We start from the raw sequence: 17,858 nt of genomic DNA, 5'->3' as shown, positions 1-17,858 counted from the left end.
ACCTGTTTCTGTAGGGCGATGGAGGGGGGCGGCGGTTTAGTCGCCGACGTTGGAGTAGGCGACGACGCCGCGCCGCACCAGGGAAATGGCGTCCAGGAAGCGGCGGCGCATGCCGGGCGGCAGGTCCGGGACCTTGGCCAGCTGGTCCAGCATGTCGATCACCTGCTTGGCCCAGCGGACAAAGTCCCCTGCAGCCAGCTCAGTGCCGTTCAGGGCCACCTGCAGGTGCTTGCCCTTGACCCACTTGTACATGGGCCAGACCAGGCCCAGTTCCGGTTCGCCGGTCTGCGGCAGCCGGGACGCCTCTTCGAGGTCCGTGAGCTCGGACCACTGTCGGATGACGATGTCCACCGCCGACTCCAGCGAAACGCTGGGCATCTTCGGCCGCAGCCCGCGCTCTTCCCGCTTGGCCTGGTAGACCAGGGCGGAGGCAAGGCAGGCCAGTTCGGCGGCGTCGAGGTCGTTGAAGGCCCCCTGCTCCAGGGAGAGGGCCACGAGGAGGTCCTTTTCGCCGTAGATCCGCCGCAGCTTCTGTCCGGCCGGGGTCACGGCGTCGAAGCCGGACTCGTCCGGGGCCACGTAGCCGTACCGGGTAAGCACCTCGCAGACCCGGTCGAAGGTCTTGGCGATGGTGTTGGTACGGCCCCGGATCTGTCCGACGAGGTTGTCGGTTTCCCGGCGCAGCTTCCACCAGCGCTCGGCCCAGCGGGCGTGGTCTTCCCGTTCGCTGCAGCCGTGGCAGGGATGCGCCCGCATTTTCCGGCGCAGCTCAGCGATCGCTTTTTCCTGCCGCTCCGTGCCCGCCGTGTGCATGGCACTGGTGCGGGCCGACGCCGGCCGGGGCGGCCGGTGGTCGTGCAGCGCGTTGCGCAGGGACGAGGCCAGATCGCGCCGGTCCTTGGGCGAGCGGGCGTTGAAGGACTTGGGGATGCGGATGTGCGAGACCGGTTCAAGGGCGTCATCGATGTCGGCAGCGCTGATCCGCCGGATCTGCTTGTCCTCGGTCAGGATGGCCGGCCGCACCTCGCGGGCGGAGGCATCCACGTCCAGGACGACGGCGTGGCCGGAGTTCCGGCCGGCGGGAAGGAACACGATGTCCCCGGGGCGCAGGTTCTCCAGCGAGGCTGCGGCGTAACTCCGCCGGTTCCGGGCCTTGGTTTTTGACGCGGTGCTTTCCAGGTCCGAGAGCTGCCGGCGCAGGGCCGCGTACTCGTTGAAGTCCCCCAGATGGCAGGTCATCGCCTTTTCGTAGCCGGCAAGTGATTCTTCGCGTGAACGCACCTGCTTCGCCAGGCCCACCACGGACCGGTCCGCCTGGAACTGCGCAAAGGAGGATTCGAGGATCTCGCGGGCCCGTTCCCGGCCGAACTGCGCGATGAGGTTGATGCTCATGTTGTAGGTGGGCCGGAAACTGGAGTTCAGCGGGTACGTGCGCCGCGAGGCCAGGCCCGCCACGGCAGCAGGGTCGGTGCCCGGCTGCCACAGGACCACGGCGTGGCCCTCGACGTCGATCCCTCGGCGCCCTGCCCGGCCGGTCAGCTGGGTGTACTCTCCGGCGGTGATGTCCACGTGCGCTTCGCCGTTGAACTTGTCCAGCTTTTCCAGCACCACTGACCGTGCCGGCATGTTGATGCCCAGGGCCAGCGTTTCGGTGGCGAAAACCGCGCGGACCAGCCCGGCAGCGAACAGGCGTTCCACGACTTCCTTGAAGGTGGGGAGCATGCCGGCGTGGTGGGCGGCGAAACCGCGCACCAGGCCCTCGCGCCAGGTCCAGAAGCCCAGCACCTCGAGGTCTTCTTCGGGGATGTCCTGGGTGGCTTCGTCCACCACCCGGGCAATCTCGCGGCGCTCGTCTTCGTTGGTCAGCCAAAGCCCCGAGTCGACGCACTGGCGCACAGCACCCTCGCAGCCGTTGCGGGAAAAGATGAAGGTAATGGCAGGCAGCAGGCCGTTGCGGTCCAGTTGGGCGATGACCTGCGGCCGCGATGCCCGCTGGATGCGCGTGATCGGCGGCCCGCCGTGGCCGCCGCCGTGACCGCCCGGCCGTCCGCCGCGGGAGGAGTCACGGCGTCCGCCGCGGGAGGAACCGCGCGGACCGCCCCAGTGGCCGCGCTGGTTGACACGGGACTCGGCACGGGCCAGTTCCATCAGCTCGGGGTTGACCCGGTAGCGTTCCTTGGCGCCGGGCTGTTCATCGGCTGCCTCGTCGAAGGAAACATCGGATTCGAACAGGTCGAAGATGTCGCGGCCGACCATCACGTGCTGCCAGAGCGGAACGGGCCGGTGCTCTGAAACCACTACGTCGGTGTCGCCGCGGACGGTGTCCAGCCAGGCGCCGAATTCCTCGGCATTGGACACGGTGGCGCTGAGTGAAACCACCCGGACGTCGGAAGGCAGGTGGATGATGACCTCTTCCCAGACCGCACCGCGGAACCGGTCCGCCAGGTAATGGACCTCGTCCATGACCACGTAGCCCAGGTCCATGAGGGTGTCCGAGTTCGAGTACAGCATGTTCCGCAGCACTTCGGTGGTCATCACCACAACGTCGGCGTCCGGGTTGATGCTGGTGTCTCCGGTCAGCAGGCCCACCCGGTCACTGCCGTAGGCCGCTGCCAGCTCAGTGTATTTCTGGTTGCTCAGGGCCTTGATGGGGGTGGTGTAGAAGGCCTTCAGGCCCTTCTGCAGGGCCAGATAGACGGCGAACTCCCCCACCACCGTCTTGCCGGCCCCCGTGGGAGCTGCGACCAGGACGCCGCGGCCGGCTTCGAGGGACCGGCAGGCTTCCGACTGGAAAGCGTCCAGTTCGAAGCCCAGCGACTGCTCGAAGACCCCCAGCTGGGTCTTGGCATGTTCGGAACGTTGTTTTGCGGCAAGGTACCGCTCCGAAGGAGAAGTCATGAACCAAGCCTATGCGCTGCGCCCGCCGCGGTACGCCAATATCATCGGTGGGCGAACGCGCCCGGGGCCTTACAGCTTGTCAATGGGGGTGGCGGTGTCCGCTTCGGCCTCCACGGCTGCTTCCCGCTCCGCCTGCTTCCGGACCCGGCGCCGGTCATTGAGCAGGCAGATGCCCACCGCTACGGCGAACAGCAGCAGCAGCGGCGCGGCGAGGTAGAACATGCTTAGGGCGTCCGCGCCCGGGGCGGCCATGGCGGCGAAAAGGCAGATCAGGAACACCGTGATCCGCCAGTATTTGATGATGGTCCGCCCGCTCAGCAGGCCGGCGAGGTTCAGGCCCACCAGGAACACCGGAATCAGGAAGGCGATGCCGAAGGCCAGGAGCAACCGCAGCACGAAGGCCAGGTAGACCGAAGCCGTAATGACGTTGGACCCGCCTGCGGGCGTGAAATCGGTCAGGACCCGCACCGCCTGGGGCAGGATCAGCCATGCCAGGACAATACCGCCGATGAACAGCGGAACGGCGGCGGCCAGGAAGCCCAGGGCCGCGCGGCGTTCCTTGCGCTTGAGCCCGGGCGTGATGAACGCCCAGGCCTGATAGAGCCACACCGGGCTCGAGGCCACGAGTCCGACGAAAACCGACACCTGGACCATCTGGTCGAACGGAGTTGCCACGCCTTCGAAGTTGATGGTGGTGAAACGGCCGCCGCTGTTGCCGGCGTCCAGGAGCGGCCGGGTCAGCGCCTCAAAAACGGGCAGGTAGACGAAGAAGCCGCCCACGGTCCCCAGGACCACGGCGATGGCGGATTTGAAGAGCCTGTTGCGGAATTCGCGCAGATGCTCCTTGAGGGCCATCCGCCCTTCGGGGTTGGATTTGCGCCCTTTGCTCAGCGCCACGGCTGCTAGCGGCTGGTTGGCGGGTTACCCGCAGAATCCGCGGACCCGCCCGGGGTACCGGTGGGCGGAGTCTGTCCGGGGAAGAATGTCTGCTCGGACGCCTTCGGCTGCGGTGCGGGCGGCACTACCTTGCCCTCCACCGGATCGGTGGACGCCGTGTTCGAAGGACCGTCGTCCTTCATCTGGCGGACTTCGGATTTGAAGATGCGAAGGGACTGCCCCAAGCTCCTTGCCAGCCCCGGAAGCTTCGGAGCGCCGAAGAGCAGAATGGCCAGTACAACAATGACGATGATTTGCCAGCCTTCAAGCCTCATGGCGGTGTCCTTTCGTTGGGAAATATTCTATGTCAGAGTTCCGGGAAATCCCGCCACGCACGCGGCTGTCCCTTGGCGGTGCGCCGCTCGATCCGGCGCAGGCGCCGGGCTTCCCGGCGGGCCGCCTTGCCGGCGTCGTAGGCCTTGCGTGCCTCGTCCGGCTCCGTGAAGATGCCGGCAGGCTCTTCCCGGAGGACGGAAGACGGGACGGTATCCGGAGTGCGTAGGGACAGCTTCGCAGATGCGGCTTCGAATTCCCGGAGGATACCGAGGAACCTTTGGAAGAGCCGGTAGCCGATCAGGGCGTAGAAGGCCGCCGCGCCTGCCGCGAGGGCAAACCAAATGAGTATCCAGGACCACCAAGGCATATCCCAAGCATAGTGGAGACTGCCGGCCCGGCCCGACCGGCACCTAGACAGGCGGATAATTTCCGGCAGCCTCCTGCAGCCAGGCCAGGGTGGCGGAACGCAGCTCGTCCGGCGCTGCAACCGCGGCAGCTCCGCCCAGCCGGGCGGTGAAAGCCGGAATCCAGCCGGTATCCGCCGTGCGCAGTTCCACCGCCGTCCGTCCGTCCGCCAGCGGGGCCTGCCGTTCGACGTCGTAGGCCTCGGCCACCCAGAGGGCGGCGGGGTCCAGGACCAGCGTGACCCGGTGATCCAGGGGGCCCGGCGTGAACAGGCTGGCGGGGAACGCAGCTCCGGGCTCCGGGGCGTGGGTCAGTGCCGGGCCGGTGTCCCGCACGCCGTGGATCCGGTCCACGCGGAAATTCCGCGGCGCTTCCGCCCGGTGGCACCATGCTTCCAGGTACCAGGTGTTGTCCACGGAGAAGAGCCGCCTCGGGTCGACGGTGCGGAGAGTGACTTCGTCGCGGCGCGGAACCAGGTAGCGCAGTTCAAGCTGGCGCGTACCGCTGATCGCCTGCTGGAGTTCGGCCAGTACGGCGCCGCCGGAGGCATCGTCCAGGCGGGCCGCGACGGCGGTGCCGACGCCGCCGGCCTCCCCCGCCGCCTCGGTCAGCTTCTCCAGGGCGCTGGCAACCGCTGCGGAGGAACCGATGCCCGGCAGGGCCGACAATGTGTCCAACCCCACGATCAGGGCCGCGGCTTCATCCATGCCGAAACGGACCGGCTCGGAGAGGTTCTCGGCGTTTTCGATGTAGATCCGGTCGTCGTCGAAACTGACGTCCATCAGCCCGTTGGGATAATGCCGGGGGCCGCTCACGAACAGCAGGTCCAGGTCCTTGCCCAGCTGTTCCTTGCTGACGCCGAAGGCAGCGGCGGTCTCGTTCATGTCCGCCCCCTGGTTCGCCAGGACGTAGGGCACCAGGTCCAGCAGGCGGGTGAGGTGGTCCTGCGCCCCCGACGCCGGACGGCGGGCAGGAGCGGCGGATACGGCCAGTTCGAACTCTGGCAGCGGCCGGCGCTGGGTTTCCAGGGCCCGCGTGAGGGCGGTACGGACGGCGTCGGCGAATTCGGCCGGTTCGACGGCGACGGCAGCCGCGCCGAGGGCAGCAGTGTCCGCGGCCAGCGCATCCAGGTCGCGGACCAGCAGGTGCAGCCGGTCCCGGCCTGCCTCTCCGGGCTCGATGGATTCCGCCTGCAGCCGAAGGGCCGCCCCGGCGCCGGGGTCCACATCCACTGCTGCCGGCCGCGGTGCGTAAACGTCGTCCAGGGAGGCGAGCGAGGTGTCGATGTCGAAGTCCGCCGGCACCGTGTAGGCGCCCGGCCGCAGCCGTACCGGCCCTTCCATGCGGGAGAGCCGGAAGATCCGTTCCGCGCCGCGGTCCAGGTCGTAGCCCACCAGGTACCAGTGGCCGAAGCGGCTGCCCATGCCCCACGGCTGGACCTGCCGGACGGACTGCTCCGTGCTGCCGACCGGCCGGTAGCCGAAGGTGACCGGGGTGCGGGTGGTGGCGGCACGCCAGATCTCGTCGAAATGCGCGTCATTGGTGCGGATGCTGGGCTGCAGGGGGATGGTTGCGGCGTCGTCGGGAAGCACTCCCCGGGCGTGGAGCTTGCGCAGGGCGCGGGCGGCGGCAGAGCCCAGCGAGGCCTGGTCCCACATGCGGGCGGCCAGGGTCAGGACGGCGGACTCCTCGGGCGTGAACCGGACACCCGGAAGCCGGTACGCGTCCTGCCGGATGCGGTAGCGCTGGGTGGTGTTGTCCTCGAACAGGGTCTCTTCGCTGTAGGACTCCACCGGGATGCCCTGCTCGCGCAGGAAGGCCTTGTCCCGGTCGAAGAGTTTTTCCCGGGCATCTGCCGTGGAGGCTTCGGAATACAGTTCAATCTCTTCGAACAGCTCGTGCTTGGTGAAGCCCCTGCGCGTGGACAGCAGCGCAATGACCAGGTTCAGCAGGCGTTCGGTTCTCTTGGCGGACACGGGAGCTAATCTACCTTCCTTCCGGGCCGGGACATGCGAAAGGGCGGAACCGCCGTCACAGGGGACAGCGGTTCCGCCCTTGGCAGGAGGGACGGATCAGCGGACGCCGAGCAGGTCCACTACGAAGATCAACGACTCACCCGGAGCCACGGCGGAACCGGCGCCCCGGTCCCCGTACGCCATCGAGGAGGGGATTTCGAGCCGGCGGCGGCCGCCGACCTTCATGCCCAGCAGTCCCTGGTCCCAGCCCTGGATGACCTGGCCGACGCCCACGCGGAAGTCCAGGGGCGTGCCCCGGTTCCAGGACGCGTCGAACTCTTCGCCGGTGGAGAAGGCCACGCCCACGTAGTGGGTGGAAACCGTGTCTCCGGCCTGTACTTCCCGGCCGTCGCCTACCACCAGGTCCTCAATAACGAGATCCGTGGGGGCATCGTGGGCCGGGAAATCGATTTCCGGCTTCTCGCGGTCGTATTCACGCTTTCCGAATGACATTGGTGCTCCTTATGGCTGGTGGGTCAGGAGTTAAGGCTACTTGACTTCCTTGATGTCCACGACGAAGACCAGCGGACCCGAGGGGCTGCTGCCGCCGGCGGGATCGCCGTAGGCAAGCTCGGACGGCAGGACGAGCAGGACCTTGGAGCCGGCCTTCTGCTCGGCCAGGCCGTAGGTCCAGCCCGGAATCACGTTGCCCAGGGGGAACTCGGCAGGCTCGCCGCGCTCGTAGCTGGAGTCGAACGTCTCGCCGTCCCGCAGGCCGACGCCCAGGTAATCGGCTACAACGGTCCCGGTGGATTCGAGCACCGGACCGTCGCCTTCTTCAAGGACCTTTACCACCAGGCGCTCCGGTTCCTCGGCGCCTTCCGGGATGGTGATGGACGGGGTGCCGTCTTCGGCGAAGGTAACCTCGGGGAGCTTTCCTTCGGCCTCAAGGGCATCGACGTCTTCGCTGCTCATCAGCAGGGTGCCGTCGGCGTTCCGGGCAGCGGCTTCGTCCGGGGTCAACGTCGGGACCGTGTCCATTGCATCAGTGATCGTGAAGACGAGGAAGTTCGCTTCGGTTCCTGATTCCTCGTTGGCCGGAATGTAATACGCGAAGTCGGAGCCCACGGGAGCACCCAGCAGGGCGTCATACATCTGTGAATTGCCGGTCTTCAGGCTCTCGTTCACGGCGATGCCTTCGGCGTTCTCGGCACTGTAGGTTTCCTGGCCGACCGTACCGTCTTCCGGGTTGACGATCGCGAGGCGGATCATCGCCGTCTGGCCATCGGCTACTTCGTCGCCGTCCCCGTCGTTGATCCGGGTCAGGGTGGGCTCCTCGACGCTCAGCGGCTCGTCGAACTCGACGCTCGGGACGGAGGTTTCGTCGTCGCCCCGCTCGATCTTCACGGAGGACAACGGCCCGCTGCTCTTGGCCTCGTCGTCGCCGGAGCAGGCGGTGAGGAACAGCAGGAAGGGCAGGAGGATTGCTAGTACTTTACGCACAGTACTTCTTTCAGTGGTGGACAGTGAGCAGGGCGGCCTTACCGAAGTTGCCGGTACGCCGGGCAGACAGACGCCGCGCGGCCGCAATACGCCCCAGAGTAGCCGGTCCAGCTGGATGAAGCCTAGGTGAGGCGCTGCGGCGGCTGCGGCGGACCGTGGCGAAGAGGAATCAGAGAGTGGAAAGCAGTGCCTCGACCCGTTCATCGACGGACGCGAAAGGATCCTTGCACAGCACCGTCTGCTGGGCCCGGTCATTGAGCTTGAGGTGCACCCAGTCCACCGTAAAGTCGCGGTTGGCGTTCTTGGCGCGCCGGACGAAGTCGCCGCGCAGCTTGGCACGGGTGGTCTGGGGCGGCTGGTCCACGGCTTCCTTGATATCGCTGTCCTCCACCACGCGGGCCGTTTCCCCGCGGGACTGCAGCAGGTAGAACAATCCGCGGCGCCGGGAGATGTCGTGATAGGTCAGGTCGATCTGGGCCAGGCGCGGGGAAGACATCTGGAGTCCGTGCCGCTCAGCCACCCGGTCCACCAGTTTCTTCTTGATGGCCCAGTCGATTTCCGTGTCGATCCCTGAGTGGTCGCCCGAATCGATGGCGTCCAGCGTGCGTGTCCACAAATCGATGATCCGTCCGACATGCCGGTTGTGCTCGCCATTGGCAGCGACGAAGTCCTGGACCCGCTGCAGGTAGATGCGCTGCAGGTCCAGCGGCGACATGGTGGAACCGTTGGCCAGTTTCAGCGGCTGCCGGCCGGAGAGGTCATGGGAGGTTTCCCGGATGCTGCGGATCGGGTTCTCCAGGCGGAGGTCCCGCATCAGCACGCCGGCCTCGATCATCCGCAGCATCAGGTCAACGGACCCGGCCTTAAGGAGCATGGTGGTCTCGGACATGTTCGAATCACCGGCGATCACGTGCAGCCGGCGGTAATGCTCGGCGTCGGCGTGCGGCTCATCCCGGGTGTTGATGATGGGCCGGGACCGTGTAGTCGCAGAGGAGACGCCCTCCCAGATGTGGTCTGCCCGCTGGGAAAACGCGAAGAGGGAACCGGACTGGGTCTTCAGCACCTTTCCGGCACCGACCAGCAGCTGGCGGGTGACCAGGAACGGAATGAGGACGTCCGCCAGCCGGGAGAATTCGAGGCGGCGCGGAATGAGGTAGTTTTCGTGGCTACCGTAGGAGTTGCCGGCGGAATCGGTGTTGTTCTTGAACAGATAGACGCTGCCGTTGAAGCCTTCCGCCTTCAGCCGGTCCTCCGCTTCCTCCACCAGGTCTTCCAGGATCAGCTCGCCAGCCCGGTCATGGGCCACCAGCTGTGCCAGATCGTCACATTCCGCGGTGGCGTACTCCGGGTGCGAGCCGACGTCGAGGTAGAGGCGTGAGCCGTTGGTCAGGAAGACATTTGATGAGCGGCCCCAGCTGACAACCTTGCGGAAGAGGTAGCGGGCCACTTCCTCGGGGGAAAGGGGACGCGAATCGGGGCCGGAATAGGCGATGCCGAATTCCGTTTCCACTCCATAGATCCTGCGGTCCATCAGTCTCCTTCCGCGCTGGACAGCAAACGGTCCAGCTCAACGGTGTTTATCCTGCGGAACGCCCTGACGGTGCCGCGGGTGGAAAGCGGGTCCCGGTCCAGGACGGCGACCTCCAGCAGGCCGGCGCCCAGGGGCTCTGGTGCCTGCCCGTCGCCCGAACCATTGGCTGTGCGCGTGGCGGAAAGCGCCTGGACCGCCGTCCGGATGGCGGAACCGAAATCCGCGTCCTGGTTCCACGTCCGGCTGAGGGCCTCGTTGACGATCTCCGCCTGCCCGCCCATCACCGTGTAATTGCTCTCATCCGCGATGGAGCCGTCGAAGTTCAGGCGGTACAGACGGTCCGTATACGGGTCCTCCCCTACCTCTGCGACGGCCAGCTCCACTTCGAACGGCTTTCCCTCGGTGGTGAAAACGGAACCGAGGCTCTGCGCGTAGACGCTGGCCAGCCCGCGCGCGGAGACGTCGTCGCGGGAATAGGAGTAGCCGCGCACATCCGCGAACCGGATGCCGGCCTGGCGCAGGGACTCGAATTCGTTGTACTTGCCGACGGCGGCGAAACCGATCCGGTCATAGATTTCGCTGAGCTTATGGAGGGACGGTGAGGGGTTCTCCGCCACCAGGGCAATCCCTTCCCTGCAGGTCAGGACCACCACCGACCGTCCCCGGGCGATGCCTTTGCGGGCGAAGTCCGCCCGGTCCTTCATCAGCTGTTCGGGCGAGACGTAGAACTGCTGGGTCACGGCTACGCCTCCAGTCCGGCGGCGGTGCGCCTGGAGATGAGTTCACGGGAGAGTTCCTGCAGTTCCCGTTCGGGGATCTCCCGGTTGCCGGCGCTGTTGACCACATAAACCACCGGCCACAGACGCCTGACCATGTCCGGGCCGCCGGTGGCCGAGTCGTCGTCGGCCGCGTCGTACAGGGACTCCACGGCCACCCGGACCGCATCCTCCTCGTCCAGGTTCGGCCGCCAGAGTTTCTTCAGGGCGCCGCGTGCGAACACCGAGCCGGAGCCGACGCTGTGGTGCTCGTATTCCTCATACCGGCCTCCGGTCACGTCATAGGAAAAGAGCCGTCCGGTCCGCCGCTGGGTATCGAACCCGGCAAAGAGCGGGACGACGGCCAGTCCCTGCAGCGCCAGCGGAAGGTTGGAGCGCACCATGGCCGCGAGCCGGTTGGACTTGCCGTCCAGGCTCATGGGAGTTCCTTCTATTTTCTCGTAGTGCTCCAGTTCCACCTGGAACAGCCGGATCATGTCCAGGGCGAGCCCTGCCGTACCGGCGATCCCCAGCACGGAGTAGTTGTCCGCCGGAAAGACTTTCTTGATGTGCCGGCTGGCGATCATGTTGCCCATCGTGGCCCGCCGGTCCCCTGCCATCAGGACTCCCCCTGCATAGGTGAGGGAAACGATGGTGGTGCCCTGCGGGGCCAGCTCCCCCGCCGAGCCGTTCGACGCCGGTCCCAGGGATCGGGAGGACGGCAGCAGCTCGGGGCGGTGGAGGGCGAGATGGTCGGTAAAGGAAGAGGACGGGGCTTGATGGATGGAAGCGGCGGGGTCCCGGGGGGCCATCCGTTACTGACCGCCCTTCTGGATGAAGCCGCGGACGAACTCTTCGGCGTTGCTCTCCAGCACGCCGTCGATCTCATCCAGCAGGTCGTCCACGCCTTCAGTCTCGGTGGAAGCTTCCGCTTCGGCTGCGGGGGGCGGGACGGCCTCGGTTTCTTCTTCTTCGACGGGATGCGTTCCGGTGTTTTTGCGGTCCTGGGTTGCCATGATGCCTAGCCCTTTCTTGCCCGGGGGATGAATCCTAGTCCTATGGTGCCACGGCGGCGTCGGAACCGGTCAGGAGTCTGGCGACAAAATCCTCCGCATCGGCTGATGCGTTGAAAAGTTCCTCGGTCAGGGCCCTGGTGCCGCGCAGCGGCTCGCGGGTGGGGATCCGCTGGAGCCGCCGGCGGGAGGGAAGTTCGAAGATGATCGAATCCCAGCTGGCGCCGATCACTTCCTTGGGGAACCGGGTAAGGCAGTTCCCGCGGAAGTAGGCACGGGTGTCGTCCGGCGGGGAGGTAACGGCACGGGCAATCTCCCCGTCGGTAAGCACCCGTTCCATCTGCCCACGGGCCGCCAGCCGGTAATACAGCCCCTTCTCCGGGCGCATATCCGAGTACTGCAGATCCACCAGGTGCAGCCGGGCGTCTGACCAGGCCAACCCGTCGCGCTCGCGGTAGGCCTGCAGCAGCTTCAGCTTCGCCACCCAGTCCACGGCAGCGGCGGCCTCCAGCGGGTCGCGCTTCAGGGTGCCCAGCAACGCGGACCAGCGGGCCAGTATGTCTTCGGTGTCTGCGTCCGTTGGGCCGCCGGCGCGGGAGTGCGCCGCTGCTGCTTCGAAGTAGATTTCCTGCAGGTCCAGGCCGCTGACCATCCTGCCGTCCGTCAGTTCCACCAGCTGTTCCAGCGACGGGTCGTGGCTGATGGCCTGCAGTGCGCCCACCGGGTCCCGGAGCTCGACGTCGGGGGCGCTGCCGGCTTCGATCATTGACAGGACAAGCGAGGTGGTGCCGATCTTCAGCAGGGCGGACACCTCGCTGAGGTTCGCGTCCCCGATGATGACGTGCAGGCGCCGGTATTTTTCGGCCACCGCGTGCGGTTCGTCCCGGGTATTGATGATTGGTCGGCGGATGGTGGTTTCCAGTCCCACTTCCGTTTCGAAGAAGTCCGCCCGCTGGCTCAGCTGGAATCCCTGGCGCTGGTTGTTGGTGCCGATGCCCACCCGGCCGGAACCGGCGATGACCTGGCGGGAAACGAAGAACGGCACCAGCCCGCGGACGAGGGCTCCGAAAGGAACACTGCGGGGAACAAGGTAGTTTTCATGCGACCCGTAGGAGACGCCCTTGTTGTCGGTGTTGTTCTTGTACAGGTTGACCGGAGCGAATCCCGGCATCCTGGCGATATGCCGCATGGCGGACAGCACCACCATGTCCCCCGCCTTGTCCCACAGCACGGCGTCGCGGGGGCGGGTGACCTCGGGCGAGGAGTACTCCGGGTGGGCATGGTCCACGTACAACCGCGCACCGTTGCCCAGGACCATGTTCATCAGCACGGGGTTGTCCTGCGTCTGTTCCCCGTAAAGTGCTGCGGGTCCGCCGCCCTCCATGGCGATCTGTTCGGCGTCCAGCACCGGCGGTTCGTCGGTCAGCTGGGTGGGATCCGCAGCGGCACGGGGCACCGCGAATCCGCGGGCATCGTTCAGCGGCGCCTCGTCGGTGTAGTCCCAGCGGGTGCCCGACAGGTTGCCCGCTCCGGTCCGCAGCGTGGCCGCGTACGCGTTGACTATCTGGCTGGACAGGACGGTGGCGTTCGCGGACGGCAGGGACGGAGCGAGCACGCCGTACTCGGTTTCCGTCCCCATGACACGGCGCACGGTCACAGATACTGTCCCGGGTTGGCCGCCGTTTCGATTGTCCGGCCCGGTTCCTGGCCGGCCTTGCCCTGGACGATGGTGCGGATGTAGGTGATCCGCTCGCCCTTCTTCCCCGAGATCCGTGCCCAGTCATCCGGATTGGTGGTGTTGGGCATGTCCTCATGCTCGCGGAATTCGTCCACCACGGCACGCATCAGGTGTTCGATGCGCAGGCCGCGCTGGTGCAGCTGCAACAGGTCCTTGATGGCGTACTTCTTGGCCCGGTCCACCACGTTCTGGATGACGGCGCCGGAGTTGAAATCCTTGAAGTAGAGCATCTCGGTGTCGCCGTTGGCGTAGGTGACCTCCAGGTATTCGTTGGCCTTGTCCTCGGCGTACATCTTCTCTACCGTGCGCCGGACCATGTCGTTGACCGTTTCCACCGGGTCGTAGCCGTGCTCGGCCAGGTCGTCGCGGTGCAGCGGCAGGTCCGGGGTCAGGTACTTCGCGAAGATTTCCGCAGCGCCTTCGGCGTCGGGCCGCTGGATCTTGATCTTCACGTCCAGGCGGCCCGGACGCAGGATGGCCGGATCGATCATGTCCTCCCGGTTGGAGGCACCGATGACAATCACGTTCTCCAGCTTCTCGACGCCGTCGATCTCGCTGAGCAGCTGCGGAACAATGGTGGTTTCGACGTCGGAGGATACACCGGTGCCGCGGGTGCGGAAGAGCGAATCCATCTCATCGAAGAACACCACCACGGGGCTGCCGTCTGAGGCCTTCTCCCGGGCGCGGCCGAAGATCAGCCGGATGTGGCGCTCGGTCTCCCCCACGTACTTGTCCAGCAGCTCGGGTCCCTTGATGTTCAGGAAGTAGCTGCGGGCACCAAGGGTGCCGGTCTGCTCCATCACCCGTGCCGCGAGGGCGTGAGCCACGGCCTTGGCAATGAGTGTCTTGCCGCAGCCGGGAGGGCCGTAGAGCAGGATGCCCTTGGGCGGTTTCAGTCCGTGTTCGCGGTAGAGGTCAGGGTGCATAAACGGCAGCTCGACGGCGTCGCGGATCTGCTCGATCTGCGGGCCGAGGCCGCCGATGTCTGCGTAGGAGATGTCCGGAACCTCTTCGAGGACCAGGTTCTCCACTTCGCTGCGCGGGATCTTTTCCAATGCGTAGCCGATGCGGGTATCCACGGTCAGGGCATCCCCTACCCGGACCTTTTCCCGGCCCAGGGGCCCGTTGAGGCGCACCACGCGCTCGTCGTCGGCCCGTCCGATCACCAGTACCCGGTCCGGGTCCAGGAGCTCTTTCACCGTAAACAGTTCCCCTGCGCGTTCGAAGCCGAGGGCAGCAATGACGGTGAGGGACTCGTTCAACAGCACCTCCTGGCCCGGGACGATCTGTCCCAGGTCCAGGAGGGGCGAAACGGCTACCCGGAGCTTGCGGCCGGACTGGATGATGTCCAGGCTTTCCTGCACTGCCGCGATGGTTGTCACGCCGGGTTCCGCTTCGCGGCGCTGGTTCACTCCGATGACGGTGCCGAAGCTGAAGGGCGTTGCCCCCTCGTTCTCCAGGGCATCCTTCAACCGGATGATTTCGGCTTTCGCGGTCTCCAGCATGGTCACGAGCCGGGCGTTGTTGTGCGTAAGGGCAGCGAGCTGCCGGTCCAGATTCCGGAGTTTGTCCCGAAGGACATTCAATTGGCGTGCTTCGGTGCCTGCTACAGCCGCTGCGGACACCGGGCGGGATCCCCCGGTCCCGGGTCCAGCGTTTTCGGGTTCAGCCATGATACCGACCGCCTTCACGTAGCTCTGGGTCTGTCCAATGACAGTAACCCAGCGCTGCGCAAGATACACGGGGTCCGGCGTCTTGTGTTTCGCCGGTTACCCCCGCTATGGGGTATCTGTCTCCTGCTGGAACTTTTCGGCGTTTTCGAGGGCTCCGCGCTGCACTGTGGAACTGGCATCCTTGGCCGCACGGCGCAGCTTGTGGGCGGAGACTTCCCGCTCACCCACTGCCGCGGGAGTCCAGGCGTTGAGATCCTCTTCGCTGAAGTTGGTCTTCGACGCACGGCGCTTGGCGACCAGGCCGGTGGCGCCCTCTGCGAGCCGGCGCGCGGTGAGCAGGAAACCGGTGTGGGCCACCATGCGGTGGTCCGGGCGTACGGCCAGGCCCTCCAGGTGCCAGCCGCGGACCATGGATTCCCAGCCATCCGGCTCGGTGAAGCGGCCGTCGGCCCGGATGGCTTCCGCGGTGCGGGAGAGCTGGGTGACGGTGGCCACGTAGGAGATCCACACGCCGCCCGGGGCGAGCACGGTGGCTACGGCGTCGGTGCACTCCCAGGGGGCGAGCATGTCCAGGACCACGCGGTCCACGCTGCCGGGCTCTTCGGTCTTGACGACTTCGTCCTGGAAATCCCCGAGGGTGATGTCCCAGGCCGGATGCGGTCCGCCGAAGAAGGTCTCCACGTTGCCGCGGGCGATCTGCGCGAATTCCTCGCGCCGTTCAAAGGAGTGCAGGCTGCCGTGGTCGCCCACTGCACGCAGCAGCGAGATGCTCAGGGCGCCGGAGCCGACGCCGGCTTCGACCACGCGGGCGCCGGGGTAGATGTCCGCCATGGTGACAATCTGGGCCGCGTCCTTGGGATAGACCACGGCGGCGCCGCGCGGCATGGACAGGACGAAGTCCGAGAGCAGCGGGCGCAGGATCTGGTACTGGTGTCCGGCCGTGTTGGACACGACGGACCCTTCGGGCAGTCCGATGACGGTGTCGTGCTGCAGGTAGCCGCGGTGCGTGTGGAAGGCGCCGCCCTCGGTGAGGGTGATGGTGTTGCGGCGGCCCTTCTCATCGGTGAGCTGGACCCGTTCCCCGGGCCGGAGCGGTCCCCTGCGGATCTCGGCCCCGTGGGGTGCAGCAGCGGCGGCCTGGTTATCGGCGTTCATGGTATTCCTTTGGTTCTCTTGCTGGATTATGGGTGCCGGCGTGCTTGTGCCGGCGGGGCGGTAAAAAGCTGGAGGTGTCAGCGCTGCGGCCGGGCGGGTTTCCCGGTGACGGCGGCGACGACGGCGGCTTGGCGCAGCAGGCCGGTGACCGTTCCGTCCCGGTCAATGACCGCGTATTCGCTGCCTTGCAGTTTGGCCAGGTACTGGACGAGTTCCTGCCCGGCCGCGGCTTCGGGGACGTAGGCGCCGGCCGCCAGCGGGCGGGCGACGGCGCTCACCGGCACCTGGCCGGCCTGCTCGTCCGGAACCGAGGCGAGGGCCCCGCGGTCCACGACGGCCTCCGGCTGGCCGGTTGCGGCAGTGACCAGCACGGCGGCGTCCGGATACTCGCGGGCCAGCCGGAGCGCCTCGCCGACGGATGCCCGGCCGGGCAGGGAAACCGCCGGTTCCATCAGGGCACCGGCACTGACCTGCGGCAGCCGCAGGCGCACCCGCGCGTTGGAGATGGCAGCGCCGGCCCCCATCCAGAGGAAGCCGCACAGCAGGGCCGCCAACAGGACAAGGCTCAGTGCGGGCGCCTCTCCCCGGAGGTAGGGCGGAATGAAAACGGCAGCCAGGAGCAGGACCGAAATGATGCGTCCGGCCCAGCCGGCGGCAACGGTGCCGCGTTCCTGCGACCCGGTGATCTTCCAAACTGCGCTTTCCACAATGCGTCCGCCGTCCAGCGGCAGCCCGGGCAGGACGTTGAAAACGGCTATCAGCACGTTGGCGGACACAAAGATGAAGGTGACCAGCTCGGCCACGCTGCCTTCGGGAACCAGCTGCAGGACCCCGAATCCGGCTGCTGCCAGCAGGAAATTGGCTGCCGGGCCGGCCAGGGCAACCAGCAGGGACCGTCCCGGCGTGGAGCGCAGGTCCCCGAACTGGGTGTGTCCGCCCCACAGCGTCAGGACGATCTTGGAGGTAGGCCAGTGGTAGGCGCGGGCGGTTAAGGCGTGCGCCGCCTCGTGTGCCAGGACCGAGAGCAGCAGCAGGACCGCGTAACCCAGGGCCACGGCGAAGGCACCGGCGCCGAGGCGGGGGAAGGCCTCCCGTACCTGGGGACCGAATACCGCCACGATCAGCGCCGCGATGAGGAACCACGAATACGCCAGGGTCACCGGTACTCCGGCGATGCTGCCCAGCGGGATACCTTCCCGGCGTTCCGTTCCGGCGGGCCCGTTGCTGCTCACCTAGCGGACTCCAGGACGGAACCGGGAAGCAGCTCGCGCAGCTGGTCTATTCCACGGCCGGCCAGGGACTGCCATTCATGCTCGAACGCACCCGGCGGCAACGGAACGAAGTTGGGCACCGTCAGGGTCACCAGGCCGGCCGCCTGCGCCGAGGTTGCCCCGGGCAGGGAGTCCTCCACGGCGACCACGCAGGCCTTGTCCAGGTCAGGAACGGAGCCGGCAAGCGTGTCGAAGGCCAGCTGATACGGCTCGGGATCCGGCTTGCCGTTGCTGACCATGTCACCGGTCACCACGACGTCGAACGTTCCGGCGGGAAGGGCGCGGATGATTTCCCGGGCCAGCACCGGCTCCGACATGGTGACCAGGGCGCAGGGAATATCCGCTGTCTGCAGCTCCGCCAGCAGTTCGCGGGCACCCGGGCGCCAAGGCACCTCGCGGCGGACCTGTGCCGCAACCTGGCCGATCAGCCGGTCGATGATCTCGCGGTTTTCCAAGGGGACACCGGCTCGCTGCAGCATACCCGCGCTGACCTCCAGGGCCTGGCCGACCATTGCCTCGGCCTGGGCATCCGTCCAGCCGACGTTGAAACTCGAGGTCAGTTCCTTTTCGGCGGCGATCCAATACGGCTCGGTATCCACGAGGGTGCCGTCCATATCCCAGAAAACCGCCTGCAGTGCTGCGTCGGCGTGGCTGTGGGGAGAATCTTCTGCGGAAAGGAGGGGCATGTCCTAAGTCTACGGGGCGGCGGAAGCCGGTGTTTCTTTTGCTCTCCGCGAAGCGCCGTTGCC

General features: G+C 66.8%; 16 protein-coding genes. All 16 read right to left on the bottom strand.

The window, feature by feature from the left end; translation table 11 throughout:
- Window positions 1-36: 36 nt before the first annotated feature.
- Window positions 37-2,898: a DEAD/DEAH box helicase gene (locus tag N2K98_RS09325; protein WP_255865621.1), complete on the bottom strand. Its 2,862-nt coding sequence runs from the start codon at window positions 2,896-2,898 to the stop codon at window positions 37-39.
- Window positions 2,899-2,967: 69 nt separating this feature from the next.
- A complete protein-coding gene (gene tatC / locus N2K98_RS09320; protein WP_255797682.1) occupies window positions 2,968-3,795 on the bottom strand; it encodes a twin-arginine translocase subunit TatC in 828 nt (275 codons plus the stop codon).
- Window positions 3,796-3,800: 5 nt separating this feature from the next.
- On the bottom strand, window positions 3,801-4,109 hold the full coding sequence (tatA, locus tag N2K98_RS09315; RefSeq protein ID WP_229951890.1) for a Sec-independent protein translocase subunit TatA: 309 nt from the start codon (window positions 4,107-4,109) through the stop codon (window positions 3,801-3,803).
- Between the two features lie 32 nt (window positions 4,110-4,141).
- Window positions 4,142-4,477, bottom strand: coding sequence for a hypothetical protein (locus N2K98_RS09310; protein WP_255797683.1), 336 nt, complete (start codon window positions 4,475-4,477; stop codon window positions 4,142-4,144).
- Window positions 4,478-4,520: 43 nt separating this feature from the next.
- The gene (locus N2K98_RS09305) at window positions 4,521-6,491 is read right to left on the bottom strand and encodes a helix-turn-helix transcriptional regulator (RefSeq protein ID WP_255865620.1); all 1,971 of its coding nucleotides are present in this window, start codon (window positions 6,489-6,491) and stop codon (window positions 4,521-4,523) included.
- Window positions 6,492-6,587: 96 nt separating this feature from the next.
- A complete protein-coding gene (locus tag N2K98_RS09300) occupies window positions 6,588-6,983 on the bottom strand; it encodes an FKBP-type peptidyl-prolyl cis-trans isomerase (protein WP_229951893.1) in 396 nt (131 codons plus the stop codon).
- Between the two features lie 36 nt (window positions 6,984-7,019).
- The gene (locus tag N2K98_RS09295) at window positions 7,020-7,973 is read right to left on the bottom strand and encodes an FKBP-type peptidyl-prolyl cis-trans isomerase (RefSeq protein WP_255797685.1); all 954 of its coding nucleotides are present in this window, start codon (window positions 7,971-7,973) and stop codon (window positions 7,020-7,022) included.
- Window positions 7,974-8,142: 169 nt separating this feature from the next.
- Window positions 8,143-9,504 (bottom strand): Pup--protein ligase, encoded by a 1,362-nt coding sequence (pafA, locus tag N2K98_RS09290; RefSeq protein ID WP_255865619.1) that lies wholly within the window; start codon window positions 9,502-9,504, stop codon window positions 8,143-8,145.
- Window positions 9,504-10,244: a proteasome subunit alpha gene (prcA, locus tag N2K98_RS09285; RefSeq protein WP_229951896.1), complete on the bottom strand. Its 741-nt coding sequence runs from the start codon at window positions 10,242-10,244 to the stop codon at window positions 9,504-9,506. Before prcA ends, pafA begins: the two co-directional genes overlap by 1 nt.
- Window positions 10,245-10,246: 2 nt before the next feature.
- On the bottom strand, window positions 10,247-11,071 hold the full coding sequence (prcB, locus tag N2K98_RS09280; RefSeq protein ID WP_255865618.1) for a proteasome subunit beta: 825 nt from the start codon (window positions 11,069-11,071) through the stop codon (window positions 10,247-10,249).
- Between the two features lie 3 nt (window positions 11,072-11,074).
- A complete protein-coding gene (locus N2K98_RS09275) occupies window positions 11,075-11,275 on the bottom strand; it encodes a ubiquitin-like protein Pup (RefSeq protein WP_227921592.1) in 201 nt (66 codons plus the stop codon).
- 40 nt (window positions 11,276-11,315) lie between these two features.
- Window positions 11,316-12,911: a depupylase/deamidase Dop gene (gene dop, locus N2K98_RS09270; protein WP_255865617.1), complete on the bottom strand. Its 1,596-nt coding sequence runs from the start codon at window positions 12,909-12,911 to the stop codon at window positions 11,316-11,318.
- A gap of 14 nt (window positions 12,912-12,925) precedes the next feature.
- A complete protein-coding gene (arc, locus tag N2K98_RS09265) occupies window positions 12,926-14,683 on the bottom strand; it encodes a proteasome ATPase (protein ID WP_255797688.1) in 1,758 nt (585 codons plus the stop codon).
- 105 nt (window positions 14,684-14,788) lie between these two features.
- Window positions 14,789-15,838, bottom strand: a complete 1,050-nt coding sequence (locus N2K98_RS09260; protein WP_255797689.1) for a tRNA (adenine-N1)-methyltransferase — start codon at window positions 15,836-15,838, stop codon at window positions 14,789-14,791.
- Window positions 15,839-15,915: 77 nt separating this feature from the next.
- Complete coding sequence (locus N2K98_RS09255) at window positions 15,916-17,070, bottom strand: site-2 protease family protein (protein ID WP_255865616.1); 1,155 nt, start codon at window positions 17,068-17,070, stop codon at window positions 15,916-15,918.
- Window positions 17,067-17,795: an HAD family hydrolase gene (locus tag N2K98_RS09250; RefSeq protein WP_255865615.1), complete on the bottom strand. Its 729-nt coding sequence runs from the start codon at window positions 17,793-17,795 to the stop codon at window positions 17,067-17,069. The genes N2K98_RS09255 and N2K98_RS09250 overlap by 4 nt, the downstream gene beginning before the upstream one ends.
- Window positions 17,796-17,858 lie beyond the last annotated feature (63 nt).

Origin of the sequence: Arthrobacter jinronghuae, assembly GCF_025244825.1 — a bacterium.
Classification (GTDB): domain Bacteria; phylum Actinomycetota; class Actinomycetes; order Actinomycetales; family Micrococcaceae; genus Arthrobacter_B; species Arthrobacter_B jinronghuae.
The sequence above is the reverse complement of the archived record's forward strand: the minus strand, read 5'-3'. Positions and strand labels throughout refer to the sequence as shown.